The sequence below is a fragment of the Mongoliitalea sp. genome (assembly GCF_054166905.1).
In genome coordinates, this window is the sequence record NZ_JBSZCK010000043.1 from 1 (window position 1) to 14,711 (window position 14,711).

General features: G+C 42.1%; 8 protein-coding genes. 6 read left to right on the top strand and 2 right to left on the bottom strand.

All coding sequences use genetic code 11. From position 1 onward, the window contains the following. The first annotated feature begins 1,372 nt into the window (after positions 1–1,372). Complete coding sequence (locus ACXIUD_RS17305; RefSeq protein WP_458053905.1) at positions 1,373–2,185, top strand: polysaccharide biosynthesis/export family protein; 813 nt, start codon at positions 1,373–1,375, stop codon at positions 2,183–2,185. Beyond that, complete coding sequence (locus tag ACXIUD_RS17310; RefSeq protein WP_458053906.1) at positions 2,182–4,638, top strand: GumC family protein; 2,457 nt, start codon at positions 2,182–2,184, stop codon at positions 4,636–4,638. Before ACXIUD_RS17305 ends, ACXIUD_RS17310 begins: the two co-directional genes overlap by 4 nt. Before the next feature lie 378 nt (positions 4,639–5,016). Here ACXIUD_RS17310 and ACXIUD_RS17315 read toward each other — a convergent pair whose 3' ends face one another. Together ACXIUD_RS17315 and ACXIUD_RS17320 are read right to left on the bottom strand one after the other, a co-directional pair. Next, entirely contained in the window at positions 5,017–6,234 is a 1,218-nt protein-coding gene (locus ACXIUD_RS17315) for an NRAMP family divalent metal transporter (RefSeq protein WP_458053907.1), read from the bottom strand. Then, positions 6,231–7,292, bottom strand: coding sequence for a DUF2891 domain-containing protein (locus ACXIUD_RS17320; protein ID WP_458053908.1), 1,062 nt, complete (start codon positions 7,290–7,292; stop codon positions 6,231–6,233). Before ACXIUD_RS17320 ends, ACXIUD_RS17315 begins: the two co-directional genes overlap by 4 nt. A 108-nt stretch (positions 7,293–7,400) precedes the next feature. On the opposite strand from ACXIUD_RS17320, the gene ACXIUD_RS17325 reads away from it, so the two are divergent. The 4 genes from ACXIUD_RS17325 (at position 7,401) to ACXIUD_RS17340 (ending at position 14,457) form a co-directional block, all read left to right on the top strand. Continuing rightward, positions 7,401–8,438, top strand: coding sequence for an alpha/beta fold hydrolase (locus ACXIUD_RS17325; protein WP_458053909.1), 1,038 nt, complete (start codon positions 7,401–7,403; stop codon positions 8,436–8,438). 103 nt (positions 8,439–8,541) lie between these two features. Next, positions 8,542–9,678, top strand: a complete 1,137-nt coding sequence (locus ACXIUD_RS17330; RefSeq protein WP_458053912.1) for a DNA recombination protein RmuC — start codon at positions 8,542–8,544, stop codon at positions 9,676–9,678. Between the two features lie 519 nt (positions 9,679–10,197). Next, positions 10,198–12,666 carry a PIG-L family deacetylase gene (locus ACXIUD_RS17335; protein WP_458053910.1) on the top strand — a complete coding sequence of 823 codons (2,469 nt, stop codon included), beginning with the start codon at positions 10,198–10,200 and terminating at the stop codon, positions 12,664–12,666. Between the two features lie 87 nt (positions 12,667–12,753). Then, entirely contained in the window at positions 12,754–14,457 is a 1,704-nt protein-coding gene (locus ACXIUD_RS17340; RefSeq protein ID WP_458053911.1) for a sodium:solute symporter, read from the top strand. Positions 14,458–14,711 lie beyond the last annotated feature (254 nt).

Below are 14,711 nucleotides of genomic sequence, written 5' to 3' on the forward strand. Positions count from 1 at the left end.
AACCACGAATTACGCTAATTACACAAATATTTTTTACTGGTGAGATCACCGCAAGGAGGTGGCTTACCTCTGGCATTGACCAATTGACAATTTTTTCTCGCATGGCTCGCAATTGCACTAACCGTCCAGAAATCTAAAACCTTCCTAACGGATGGCAAGCATGCCTTCTGAAATTTTTAAACCACCAATTACGCTAATTACATAAATGCTTTTTTTGGTGAGATCATTGTCATGGGATAGCCTATTTATGGCATTGAGCAATTGACAATTTTTTCTCGCATGGCTCGCAATTGCACTAAAAGGTAGCAAATCTCGAACAGCACGACCAGCGAAAAACCCCAGCAAGGGGTTCAATCCCGCAGGGTGTTAGCCCCGAGTGCAAACTCGGGGTTTAATGATTGTACCCCATCGGTCCTCCCAACCCCTGAAAGGGGTTGAATTTGGTCCTACTCATACCTGCCTAACCTATAAATTTTTGGCATCAATTAACCTGATTTTCACTTCTTTGAAAAATCATAAATGACTCTAAAAAATTATATTTTACTTTGAATTTTGGGCTTTTTTCCCCGTCTATGTTCCGACCGTGTTCCGACCGTGTCCCGTATGCCTCCCGACCATTCGCCGACTTTTGGCTAAAAACCAAGAAACCATATAATTATTTTAATGTGCAAATGTTACACGGATGCTGCATTTAATGCGAGGATACCCGATCCCAAAGGGATCACATATTTATAGTTACAATATGTTTAGGGGCAGGTGCGACTCCGAAGGAGTCGAATGTCTCTAGCCGGAACTAATTTAGCTATAAACATATGACCTCTCCGAGGTCATCCGATTTCGTAGTTAACATACGATTACCTATTTATTTACTAGAATCCCTACTTGGTACTTCGTACTTGGTACATGGTACAATCACACCCTTCATCCTTCCGTCACCCATATCTTTTTTCTTGCATCTTGTTTCTTTTACCCGAATCCCTACTTGGTACCTGGTACAATTTCCTCCTTCCTCCCTCATCCTTCATCTTTCCATCCCTGTCTTGACTCTTGATTCTTGTCTCTTGTTTCTAACCTCACGCATCTCGTCTCTATTACTAGAATCCCTACTTGGTACTTGGTACCTGGTACAATTTCCTCCTTCCTCCCTCATCCTTCATCCTTCCATCCTTATCTTGACTCTTGATTCTTGTCTCTTGTTTCTAATCTCTCGCATCTCGCCTCTATTGGCCGAATCCCTACTTGGTACTTCGTACTTGGTACATGGTACAATTACCCCCTTCATCCTTCCCACTCAACTTTCCGTGCCTTCAGCGATTTCTGCGAGATATGAAAAAAATATCTATATTTGAAACTCTTTGCATCTTCACCATCAATGAATCGTCTTAGTTTAATTTGTCTTCTTTTTTTACTAGTGGGTACCTCCTGTATTAGCAACAAAAGGATTACCTATTTTCAAAATTTACCAGGCAATGTGCCCATTGAATTGGATGAATTTATTCCTTTTCCTGAAATGGAATACCGCTATGTATTGCAACCCTTCGATGTGGTAGATATAGATTTTGCTTCTGCCAACGATGAATTGACCAAAGCTTTTGAGTTTCAAGGCAATCGAACGATGCGTGGGGGAATGGGAATGATGAATGGTGGGGATATGTTTTTCTTTACCGGTTATCCGATTGATGTAGAAGGTTTTGTTAATATTCCCAGACTAGGGAAAATTAAGATCGGAGGATTAACCGAGGAAGAGGCTCAAAACAAAGTGCAAGAAGCCATATCCGTATATTTCAAAGACGATGTATATGTGAAATTGCGGATCGGAGGTATTCGCTTTACCGCCCTGGGGGAATTCACGAATTCAGGTGCTTTGACCATTTTAAAATACAGAGCTACCATTTTCGACGCCATTGCATTGGCCGGGGAATCCAGTATTTTGGCCAAGAAAAATCAATTGTTTCTCATCAGACAATACGATGGAGGAAGCAAAATCCATCAAATCAACTTGAATGATCGTCAATTGCTCACATCTCCCTTTTACTTTATTCAAAACAATGATATTTTGTACCTAGAACCAATGAAGATCCGACAGGTTGGAAATGCAGATAATGTTTCTTCCTCCTTGGGTTTGATTATTGGGATCACAAGTTCTTTATTGGTGATATTTGCATTGGTAACGAGTAGATTATGATAGACGGGAATAATATCGATATCAGCAAATTTGAACAAGATGTCAAGCCTATTGACATCAAGTATTATTTGATCAAATATTCTAGGTATTGGCCCTTATATGCGACCTGTATATTTATTGGTTTGTTAGGTGTTTTTCTTTTCCATCGCTACACGGTGGAAGAATACGAAGTTCGGGGGAGTATATTAATCAAGCAAAAAAATACACCTGAGTCCCGTATTTTGGATCGTTCGAATATTTTTTCAGGAATGAATAATTTGGAAAATGACATTTTGCTCCTGACTTCCAAAAACCTGGCAGAAGAGGCTTTGAAAAAATTGCATTTTGATGTGAGTTATTACGCATCCACCAATATCAAGGAAATCGAGTTGTATGATAAATCTCCAATCAAGGTAGAAGTAGATTGGAATTTTCCGCAAGGAAGTTCTGGGGTAATTAATTTCACGGCGCTCAATGACCAAGAATTTATCCTGAGCAATGAGGAACGCGGTTTTTTTGATTTTCTTGCAGCAAAGGCCTCCGGTAGTTTCGATTCTGAGCTCTTGGGCAAAACATTCCGCTTTGGTGAAGAAATCCAAACAGCCCGATCCAAGTTTACCGTCGAACGGCTTCGTGGGATGCGGGAAGGTGAAAAATTACATTTCATTTTACATCACCCGGCAGATGTGTTGGACACCTATACACGCTCTATTACCGTCAGGCCCATCAATAGCTACGGGACTGTACTTCAGGTGTCTACCATTACCAAGGTCGTAGAAAAGGGTAGGGATTATGTCAATGCCTTAATGGATTCTTACATCGATTATGATCTGAAGGAAAAAAACAGAATGACGGAAAACACCTTGCGGTTTTTGGACGAACAGATGGGGTATTTGGAGGATTCTTTAAAAATGGTCGAGAACCGAATGCTTCGCTTTAAAGTTGACAATCGTTTGCTTGATGTTAACTCTGAATTTGGAGGAGTTCTCAGTAGTATTCAGCGCCTAGATGACTTGGTACAAGAAATTGATTTTGAATTGAGTTATTACAAATCCCTACAAAGCTACTTGTTACGTAAAGGAGCAGACTATTCTGATATCTTGGCACCTTCTGTCATTGGTTTAAGTGATGGCTTTTTAGGTGGATTGATTCGTACCTTGGTCGAAGCCTCCCTTGACCGGAGAAAGTTGCTTGCAGTTGTCAATGATAACCACCCAAATGTCAGAGAGCTGGATGAACAGATTGATAAACTTCGGGAAAACATTTTTGAAAATATCAATAACTTGGTGGAGAATACTGAACGAAGAAGAACTGAAGCCTTGAAAAAACAGGCAGAGTTGGATAAAGAATTTGCTCGTTTGCCCCAAACTGAATCTACTTACACCAATATTTTTAGGCAGTTTAGACTTCGGGAAAACTTGTACAATTATTTATTGGAAAAACGTGCGGAGGCAGGTATAGCCAAAGCCTCCAATATCTCAGATAATTCTATTTTGGATTATGCACGCAGAGGGAGTTTGGTTTTCCCTAAAAAACCACAAAACTATGGGATGGCTGTAGGTTTAGGCTTTTTTATCCCATTGGCATTCCTCCTGATGTACCATTACCTCAACAATAAGATCATGGATCAAATACAATTGAGGAATACGTTGAGAATTCCCTTATTGGGAACGATTGGACTCAGTACCAAGCAAACAAATATGATCGTTGCCGAACATCCAAAAACCATGGTGGCAGAGTCATTCCGGTCCTTGCGATCTGCATTGTTTTATTTGGCCTCCGACAAAAAATGCAAACGGGTATTGGTAACATCCTCCGTTTCAGGTGAAGGGAAAACGTATGTTAGCTTGAATCTTTCTGCTGCCATTGGCTTGTCAGGTAAGAAAACCTGCTTGATAGGGATGGATTTGAGGAAGCCCAAAATTTCTGAATATGTGGGAATTGACAATAAAATCGGATTATCTACGTATTTGGTCGGTCGCTGCGAAAAAGAAGATATTATTTTACCAACTGAATACGAAAATCTCTTCATTGTCCCTTCCGGTCCCATACCTCCCAATCCATCCGAATTATTATTGAAGGATCGAATGGCCGAGTTCTTGGAGTATTTAGAAAAAGATTTCGATGTTGTCATTTTGGATACTCCACCTATTGGATTGGTGTCCGAAACTATGGATTTACTCCGATTCTCGGATGTGAATCTGTATATCATTCGCCAAGATTACACAGAAAAGAAACATCTCTTGATGATCAATGATCTGTATGCAAATGATCAGGTATCAAATATTTATGCAGTGTTTAATGGGATGAAATCAGGTGGTGACATCTATGATTTCGGTGGTTACAATTACGGATATGGTTACAATTATTCTTACATGAAGAAGAATAAATACACGGGAAACTATTACGAATCCGAAGATTCCAAAAAACCATCTCAATGGCTTGAGAAGCTGCTCGATCGGTTTAGGGTGTAGTAGGAAGTGAATAGTGAGTAGTGAATAGTGAGCAGTACCTGTGCTGAGCTTGTCGAAGTACCTGTACTGAGCTTGTCGAAGCACCTGTGCTGAGCGTAGTCGAAGCAAGGAATTAAAAATAAATAAAGAAGATGGGTATAACTCATGAAGGATCCCGAATATAACCTGACAGGTTTTAGGTATCCTAAATGAATTTTTTAACCTCATCGCTATCGCAAACCTGTCAGGTTTATCCCTCCTCGGCGTTTTAAGATCACAGGGCTAAGGCCCCTTTGATTTTACATGTAAATCCCAACATCCCTCTATCGCAAACCTGCCAGGTTTTTACACGGATTTCAAAAATATTTCAATTTATTTCAACCTTATTTCACCATTACTTCACCCCCCAAAAACCCTATACAAACTCACTAACCCCAAAATAACCGTAACCAACCAAACAGTCCCTGCCACCACATTTTGGATGCGTGTATTTTTGAACTTGCCCATGATGCCTGACTGATTGACCATCCAGATTAGGTAGGCAGACACCAAGGGGAGAAGGATGCCGTTGGCAACTTGGGCGAGGGTAATCAGCTGCACAGGCTTGATACCCAAAGAAGCAAATAGAAGCCCCAAGAAGACGATTAGCCCCATACTCATGCGCATGGGCAAACTTTTAATGGAATTATTCCAGCCGAAACTCCCACAAACCACCAATGCTGCTGCCATAGGAGCAGTCATGGCTGAGGTCAGACCAGCTGCAAAAAGACCGAATGCAATAAAATAGGTTGCATATTTCCCCAATAAAGGTTCCAAACCTAGGGCCATATCCACGGCCGAACTCACTGCTCCCCCTTGCTGACTTGCACCGGTGATCACGATAGCCATAGAAACCATTCCACCAATAAGGATAGCTATGAGCGTGTCTTTTCTAAGGATACCTAAGTCTTTAAAGGAATGCCATTTTTTAGCCACCAAGGAGGCATGCAAAAACAAATTATAGGGGACCACGGTGGTGCCGATCAAGGCTACTATAACCAAAATATTTTGAGGATTGACTTTTGGCACAAAACCTCTTCCAAACTCTAGCCAAGAGGGAAATACCATCACGGCACCCACTAGAAAAGCTACGCTCATCCCAATTACTAAGGCGGTAAGAAACTTCGTGATCAAGGACATATTCCCCGATAATAATAACAGGAATGCCAATGCCCCAATCAACAACTGCGAAGCATTGAGCGTGAGTTTACCTATGCTGTAAACAGGTAAGGGAAGCAATAAAGAAAGTCCCAAGGTACCCCCAGTAATATTTCCTGCTTCATAAGCAGCATTTCCCAAAACTACTGCAAGCATGACCAAACCAATGGATAAAACCTTCGCAAGCGGTTGGGCAAGATGCTGTTTCAGGTTTTCCAGCAACCCCTGCTGACTGATTAGGCCAATTCTGCTGGCCATTTCCTGCAAGACCAGAGTAGTGATGACCGATAAGCCCAGCGCCCACAGTAAATCGTATCCAAATTCAACCCCTGCCAAGGTGCAGATGGTAACGGTGCCGGGACCGATAAAGGCTGCGGCAATGATGGGACCGGGACCTAAGGAGCGCTTACCATCTTTCATTGAGGTCGCTGAATCATGGCATAGATCGCAAAACTACCCAACCAATGTGTACCCTCGTAATGATCATCTACGATAGATGGCAAAGAGAAATTCATATGCACATCGCCCAAGGCAGTCAAATGTCCAAAGATATCAGGGAAATTACTAGCCAATCCATACATCACCCATGCCCGGCTAAAATTCACTCCATCCAAATGTACCAACTTTCCATCCGCTCTGTCAGCCACTTTTCCAGGTTCCCAGGAAAAGTCTGTAGTAAAGATCTCCGGAAGAAAACTGTAGGCCCAATCAATGAACTCAGAAGGAGGCATGACCTTTCGCATGATATCCAATTCCTGAAAACAAGGAGATAAAAAGTCAAAACCACTGGGCTCCCAAGCCAAGGGACAATTCACATCCTCCAAAAACCAATCTTTTGAACGTTGTTCAATAAGATTGGCTAAGGCTTGATTTTGAACAGTTTGTGCATAATCAAACGCAAAACTCAATCCAAAAGCGATATTGGTATGTTCCCCCACACGAATAGGATAGATCAATTTGGGTAGAAACTCCAAATATTTTTCCACCATCAAATCTGTCAAGGGTTGAAGGTTTTGTTCCAATTGCTTGGCCCAGGGATCATCCCAGGTATGTAATTCTTCTGCTAATTTCAGTACCCAAGCCCAGCCATAGGTCCGCTCAAAACTTCCGTTCTGGGGCATATGGAAATAGGCTACTTCTTCCAAAATATTGGTAGCACTGATATTTTCTTCCAGTTTCTGACGAATCAAGGCAGCATCATCCAACTCAGGAAATTGCTTCAATAGAGCGATTAACATCCAATGCCCATGCACACTTGAATGCCAGTCAAAACAGCCATAAAAGGCAGGATGAAGTGCTTTTGGGCCTTTGAGGTAGGATGCATCAGCTAGTGTTTGATTCAGCTTGTTGGGATATTCTGTCTGCAGACAATGCAAAGGAAGTTGAGCCAATCGGTTGGCTTGTTCCAGATTTAAAGTGGGAGTGGTAGGGTCCTGAAAGGTCCATAAAGACCACATTAAAAGCATTAATTTCATCATAAGGCTTGATTACAGCTACTATACAAGCAAAGTATGGATAAAATCATTTGTATACCAAAGAATTTTATTCAAATTAGTTGCTCAAAGACTACTCTGAAAACATAAACTATGGGTTTCAAACGGATTTTAAAAGGAATAGCTTATTTGCTAGCAGTGCTTCTCTTGCTTTTTGTGGCCATTTTGATGGTATTTTACTCTAAGGATAAGCCGCTTTCCCAATTGTTGGAAAAATACTCCGATGAAAATTCCTACTTCTTGAAAGTAGATGGAATAAATGTGCATGTACGGGTCAAAGGGGAAGGGGAGCCCATTTTCCTGATCCATGGGAGTTTTGCTTCTCTACATACCTGGGCCGATTGGGAACAGGAGCTGAATCCGTATTTTATGACCATTTCCATGGATTTGCCTGGTCATGGATTGACAGGACCCGATGAGTTGCAGCGTTATGGCATCAGCGATTATGCTTCTTTGGTTTTTGGAATCGCTGATCAATTGGGCATAGATGAGTTTCACATAGCCGGTAACTCCATGGGGGGAGCAGTTGCCTTAAAAATGGCATCTGACCAGCCGGATCGGGTATTGACTCTAAACTTGGTGGATGCAGCCGGAGCGCCTAGTAATCCTAGGCCAGTTACCACTGAAAATGCCACACCTGCTGTTAAAAACGAAAGGAATTCCCGGTTTTCCATATTTTCCTTGGTCCAACATCCTGTTTTCGGAAAGATGATTACCCAGTTTACACCCAAGTTTTTGTTTAGAATGAATTTGAAGCAAGTCTTTGGGGACGAAAGCAAAATCACCGATGACCTAGTTAATCGTTACTACGACATGATGCTTCGGGAAGGGAATAGAGAGGCAACCTTACAGCGCCTGACGAGCAGAAAGCCTTACGAAATTGAATGGGATAACATCACCATGCCCGTATTAATCATGTGGGGAGCCTTGGATTCTTGGATACCATTGAGAGCCGGTGAAGCCCTTCATGCCAAATTGCCACAATCAACCCTCAAAGTCTATCCTCAAGCAGGACATGTGCCCATGGAAGAAATCCCGACAGAGACTGTCGTAGATTATTTAGCATTTCTAGGTATACAAGCAGATATGGACTACTTTAACAGTCCAAAATATCTCAGCTATGTCCCTTGAACTCTTGACACTCCTGTTAATCCTTCTACTCCTCTTGATGAATGGGGGATTATTCTTTTTGTTACTTCGGAAAAATACCGACCAACAGGCTTTGGAAGAACGCATGCGGGAGTTGAATCAGTCACTTACCCAGCAGGTTCAAAGCAATAGAACGGAAATCCAGCAAGGCATTTTGCAGCAATTCTCCTTAGTTTTTGACCAATTACGAGCCCAAAGCAAGGAACAACAGCAGGCTATTGCTGAGTTTGGAAAGCTTTTTCGTGAAAACGTTCGTGACTTTAATGAATTGCAGCGGGAAAAATTCCAAGAGCTTATTTTAAAGCAAGAAAAGTTACTGAGCAGTACCGAGCAGCAGTTGGAAAAAATGCGGGAAACGGTGGATGAAAAGCTTCAAAAAACCTTGGAAACACGATTGGGTCAGTCATTTGAATTGGTGACCAAGCAATTATTAGTGGTCCAAAAAGGCTTGGGAGAAATGCAGCAGCTAGCCACAGGAGTAGGGGACTTGAAGCGGGTATTAAGTAATGTCAAAAGTCGGGGTGTGATGGGGGAATTCCAGTTACAAAGCATCCTAGAAAATATCCTATCCCCCGAACAATATGCCTTGAATGTAGCAGTAAAACCAGGATCTTCGGAGCGAGTCGAATTTGCCGTTAAAATGCCTGGCTCTGATGAAAGCTCCTCCGTATACCTTCCCATAGATGCCAAATTTCCTCAAGAAACCTATTATCGGTTGTTAGATGCCTATGATATAGGTGACAAAAATGCCATAGAAATAGCACGTGGTGAACTCTTTAAAGCTATCCGAAAAGCCGCACAGGATATTTCTTCCAAATACATTCATCCACCGCATACCACAGACTTTGCCATGCTGTTTTTGCCGATGGAGAGTCTGTATGCCGAAATCCTACGCGAACCAGCGCTCACCCAATCCTTGCAGCGGGATTATAAAATCATTTTGACCGGACCCACCACCTTGGCTGCATTATTGAATTCCTTACAAATGGGGTTCCGTACTCTCGCAATCCAACAGCGCAGTGCGGAAGTTTGGAAAGTATTGGGTGCAGTAAAGCTTGAATTTGGAAAGTTTAGTGACCTGATTACCAAGGCACAAAAGAAAATATCCGATGCCCATTCTGACCTCGACAACCTCGTCGGTACTCGCACCCGCGTCATTCAGCGCAAACTCCGAGAAGTAGAAGAACTCCCGGAAGAAGAAGCGAAGAAGTTGCTGGAGTGAGCAGTTAGTAGTGAAAAGTGAGTAGTTAGGAGTGAGCAGTGAAAAGTTTGCAATGCCTATGCAGATCACAGTCGAAGCACCTGTGCTGAGCTTATCGAAGCACTTGTGCTGAGCTTGTCGAAGCACTTGTGCTGAGCTTGTCGAAGCACTTGTGCTGAGCTTGTCGAAGCAAAGAATGAAATGTGGTGTACGACTGTCGTTTGTGGGTTTTAACCCAAGAAGAGGTTTTCAATTTAATTACGCTAAAGAAAAGAATTTTAAGGAATACCCCCATCAATTGCCGTGGCTTTTAAGCCCCGGCATTGTAGGAGAATTGAGCAGTAAACATTTAAAAAGAAGATAGACCAAAACCTTCATTCCCTTAATCCCTTAATGGTTAAAAACCAATTTCCCCATTCACACGTTTCGATTGCAATTGAAAGAACGACTAATGACCCTCCTACATTTCATTTATCCTTTTACAAAAAAACTATTTGGAACTCCAAACTTTCCTTCTAGCTTTTCGGAAATTCTGTCTATATGAAGAGATTTAACCAACTGTTAATTGCTTGTTTTGTATGCTTGTCAGGGATTGTAAATGCCCAAAATTTACCTTCTTCTGCATTATATCACGATCTATTAAAGTTTAAAGAAACCAAACGTGTACTCTATGTCGCTGCTCACCCGGATGATGAAAACACACGCTTGATCGGTTACTTGGCTAATAAAGAACACGCACAAGTAGCCTACCTATCCTTGACAAGAGGAGATGGAGGGCAGAACTTGATAGGAAAGGAACTTGGGATAGAATTGGGCTATATCCGAACCCATGAATTGATGAAAGCCCGTGAACGAGATGGAGGAAGGCAGCTGTTTTCTAGAGCCTTGGACTTTGGTTTTTCCAAAAACCCGGATGAAACCCTCATGAACTGGGATAAAGAAGAGCTACTTTCGGATGTGGTTTGGATCATCAGACGCTTTCAGCCCGATATCATCATCAACCGATTCAATACCATTCCAGGAACCACACACGGACACCACACCACTTCAGCTATTTTAGCTTCCGAAGCTTTTGATATCACCGATAAAACAAATGTTTTTCCCGAACAATTGACCAGCGTTCAACCTTGGAAGGCCCGTAGGATTTTTTGGAATGCCTACTCTTGGGGAGGTCAGTACGAACCCAAGGAGGACAAATTATATCATACATTCAGTACAGTAGGGGACTTTAACCCACTTTTGGGTGAAACCTATTCCCAAATAGCCGCCGATTCCCGCACCATGCACAAGTCTCAAGGATTTGGTTCTACTTCCCAAATCGGTAGAGGCAATGATTTCATAGAATTGGTCAAAGGAGAGGAGTTTAAAGATTCACCATTTGAAGGTATCCCCAATAGATGGTTGGAAATCCCCAATGGAAAAGACATCCAAGCGAAAATCGATCAATTAATCGCATCCTTTAATTTCATCCAACCTGCCCAGCATGTGCAGCAATTATTGGAGATCAGAAAGCTTTTGAATCCTACTCAAAGCACGGCGGTTTGGGTGGAAGAGAAAAAAGCCCATTTGGATCGGATGATTTTGCAGACCTTGGGTGTCAAAACAGAATTTAATATCCGCAAAGAAATCGCTTACCCCGGAGAAGAGTTGGCTGCTGAATTTGTATTTAACAATCCTAGTGGCATTCAATTAAAATTGATTGATTTCAAAGGAAAACTTTTCAACCAAGCCCTGAATCAATTGGCAGTCAATAATCAAGTGGTCAGCCAACCACTGAACTTTAAAGTGCCGGTTGATTATCCGGTATCTCAACCCTTTTGGTTGGCTAACGGAATCGAGCAAAGTCTTTTCGACATTCAAGACCCTCAGCTGATTGGTCCACCGATCAATGAAGCGAGCATTTCTGGAACAGTAAGTATCGAAGTAGATGGGCAGACCATCACCTGGGAGGTTCCTTTGCGATACAAATACAACGACCAAGTAGATGGAGAAATCCAACAGCCATTTACCTTGGTTCCGGAAGTCAATGTGAGTTTGGACAAAAAGAATGTATTCCTGATTCCAGGCGCACGTCATGACCTTCGAGTAGAAGTAGCTTTCAGAGATCAATTTAAAAATAATGGTTCCATCGTCGTAGACGGCCTGAAAGCCAATCAATACCGTGTGACATTGACAGGTACCGATGAGCGGAGAAAGCGATTGATTTACACCATTACTTTCTTGGACTCTGATCAATTGACCAAGGAAGTAGGCATTCGATACACGTTGCCCAATGGTCAATCTTTCGGGCAGGATACCAAACGAATTTTGTATAAGCATATCCCAAATCTGACCTACTTTACCGATACCAAAATCAATTTGGTGAAAATGGATTTGAAAATATCCGGAGGAAAGATCGCCTATATTCAAGGGGCTGGGGATGATGTGCCAGAAATTCTTCGTAGCTTAGGTTATGACCTGACCATTTTGGATGATGCGGAGTTGAACTTACGTAGATTTGCTGAGTTCAAAACGGTGATCGTGGGCATACGAGCATTCAATACCAACCAATCTTTAGCAAACAATGCAGATCAATTGATGGAATATGTCAAAGAAGGTGGGAATGTAATTGTGCAATACAACACTTCTTCACCTTTGTTGACCCGTGAATTGGGTCCATATCCTTTCTCTATTTCCAGAGATCGGGTAACTGTGGAAGGCAGTCCTGTGGAAGCAGATTACAAACACCAATTGATGAGTTATCCTAACCAGGTATCCCAAGCTGATTTTGACGGTTGGGTGCAGGAGAGAGGCTTGTATTTCGCCAGTAATTGGGACGCCAACTATCAAACCCCATTTACCATGCAGGATCCAGGAGAGAATCCAACCCAAGGTTCACTGATATTTACAACTTATGGAAAAGGCACCTACACATACTCCGGGATTTCTTGGTTTAGACAATTGCCCGCGGGTGTACCGGGTGCTATCAAACTTTTTGTCAATTTGATTGAGCAAGGCAATGGAAAATAAAATCAATTGGCGTAACTGGTATATTGGTTTGATGCTCGCTTTGGTCATTTTGATTGGGCTGTTTTACTGGATAACCCTGTACTTCTCATGAGTCTGATAGATTGGTTGGTCATGTTTGGCACCCTTGCCGCTATTGTGGGTTATGGGGTCTGGAAAACCTACGGGGCCAAGGATATGGAATCCTATATCCGTGGCGGGAGTGATATGAATTGGTGGACCATCGGCTTATCCATCATGGCCACCCAAGCTTCTGCCATTACTTTTTTGAGTACGCCAGGGCAAGCATATGAAGATGGGATGCGCTTTATCCAATTCTATTTTGGATTACCAGTCGCAATGATTATCCTTTCAGTGACGTTTCTGCCCATGTACTACAAACTCAAAGTGTACACTGCTTATGAGTTTTTGGAATCAAGATTTGACCTGAAGACTCGAACGCTTGCCGCTCTATTGTTTTTAATTCAGCGAGGTCTTGCAGCAGGAATTACTATTTATGCACCATCCATTATCCTTTCTACTTTGTTAGGCTGGAATCTGACATTTACCAATGTGTTTATCGGTGTCTTAGTGATCATTTATACTGTCTCCGGCGGTACCAAAGCCGTGTCCATCACCCAAAAACAACAAATGGCAGTTATGATGGGAGGGATGATTCTCGCAGGGATTTTTGTGGTCAATATGCTTCCGGTCAAGTTTACCGAGGCTATGCATGTGGCGGGAAAAATGGAGCGCTTGAATATTGTCAACTTTGAGTTTAATCTTGCGGATCGTTATAACTTCTGGTCAGGGATGACAGCAGCCGTGTTTTTGTTTTTATCCTACTTTGGGACAGACCAATCACAGGTTCAGCGCTACCTGTCTGGGAGCTCCCTTACCCAAAGCCGTATGGGTTTGATGATGAATGGTCTCCTAAAAGTTCCCATGCAGTTTATCATTTTATTCATAGGGGTGATGGTGTATGTGTTTTACCAATTTTATGAACCGCCAGTAGTTTTCAATAAGGTTCAAACAGAGCAGTTGGAACAATCTCCCTACAAGCAAGATTTCAATTTCCTGAAAGAAGAATACAATCAAGTTTTTGTAGAGAAGAAAAAGGATATTCAGGATTTATTGGATGCAGTGGCCATCAATGATGAGCGTGGGATTGCTTTAGCGCAGGACAATATCAAAAAGAAAACCTTCTATCAGGAAAGTATTCGGAAGGAAACCAAGGAGCTGATTGTCCGCAATGATGAAAAAGCCGAAACGCGCGATACGGATTACATCTTTATGCGCTTTGTGATGGATTATCTTCCAAAGGGAATTGTAGGTTTACTTTTTGCAGTGATTTTCTCAGCGGCCATGTCCTCTACAGCCTCCGAACTCAATGCTTTGGGTAGTACTACCACCGTAGATTTGTATAAGCGTTCTGTTGTAAAAACAGGTTCTCAGTACCATTACATGCTTTCTTCCAAATGGTTTACAGGACTTTGGGGAGTTATAGCGATTCTGTTTGCCACCTATGCTACTTTATTTGAGAACCTCATTCAGGCGGTCAATTTGCTAGGTTCACTCTTCTATGGTACCATTTTGGGGATTTTTGTGGTGGGTTTCTACATGAAATGGGTTAAGGGCAATGCTGTCTTTATCGCAGCCTTTTTAGCAGAGGCATTGATTCTGTTAATTCATTTCAATAATGGAGGTAGCCTCCTAGGTATTCCAATTAATATTGGATTCCTGTGGTACAATGCAATTGGCTGTATTGCAGTAATGGTTTTTGCCGGATTGATTCAGTTGGTTAATAGGAAGTAAAAGTTAATTGAAATCTTTTGGATAGATGAAATGAAATAAAGTAGAAATAAACTGCGCGAAATAAGGTTGAAATAGGTCTTGATATAAGACTTGGAAAGTAAAAGAGGCGCGTCAGCCCTGTGATCTTAAACTCACGAGGTGGGAAAAAACCTGGCAGGTTTGCGATAGCGCACCGGAAACAAAAAGTCATTCAGAATACCTAAAACCTGCCAGGTTTCTCCTCAAATAGACGTATATTGATACTCTAATGGCAC

What these genes read in the sequence shown, in the direction of transcription:
- ACXIUD_RS17305 (WP_458053905.1), top strand. Translation starts at nt 1,373, where the DNA reads ATGAATCGTCTTAGTTTAATTTGTCTTCTTTTTTTACTAGTGGGTACC.
- ACXIUD_RS17310 (WP_458053906.1), top strand. Translation starts at nt 2,182, where the DNA reads ATGATAGACGGGAATAATATCGATATCAGCAAATTTGAACAAGATGTC.
- ACXIUD_RS17315 (WP_458053907.1), bottom strand. Translation starts at nt 6,234, where the DNA reads ATGAAAGATGGTAAGCGCTCCTTAGGTCCCGGTCCCATCATTGCCGCA.
- ACXIUD_RS17320 (WP_458053908.1), bottom strand. Translation starts at nt 7,292, where the DNA reads ATGATGAAATTAATGCTTTTAATGTGGTCTTTATGGACCTTTCAGGAC.
- ACXIUD_RS17325 (WP_458053909.1), top strand. Translation starts at nt 7,401, where the DNA reads ATGGGTTTCAAACGGATTTTAAAAGGAATAGCTTATTTGCTAGCAGTG.
- ACXIUD_RS17330 (WP_458053912.1), top strand. Translation starts at nt 8,542, where the DNA reads ATGCGGGAGTTGAATCAGTCACTTACCCAGCAGGTTCAAAGCAATAGA.
- ACXIUD_RS17335 (WP_458053910.1), top strand. Translation starts at nt 10,198, where the DNA reads ATGAAGAGATTTAACCAACTGTTAATTGCTTGTTTTGTATGCTTGTCA.
- ACXIUD_RS17340 (WP_458053911.1), top strand. Translation starts at nt 12,754, where the DNA reads ATGAGTCTGATAGATTGGTTGGTCATGTTTGGCACCCTTGCCGCTATT.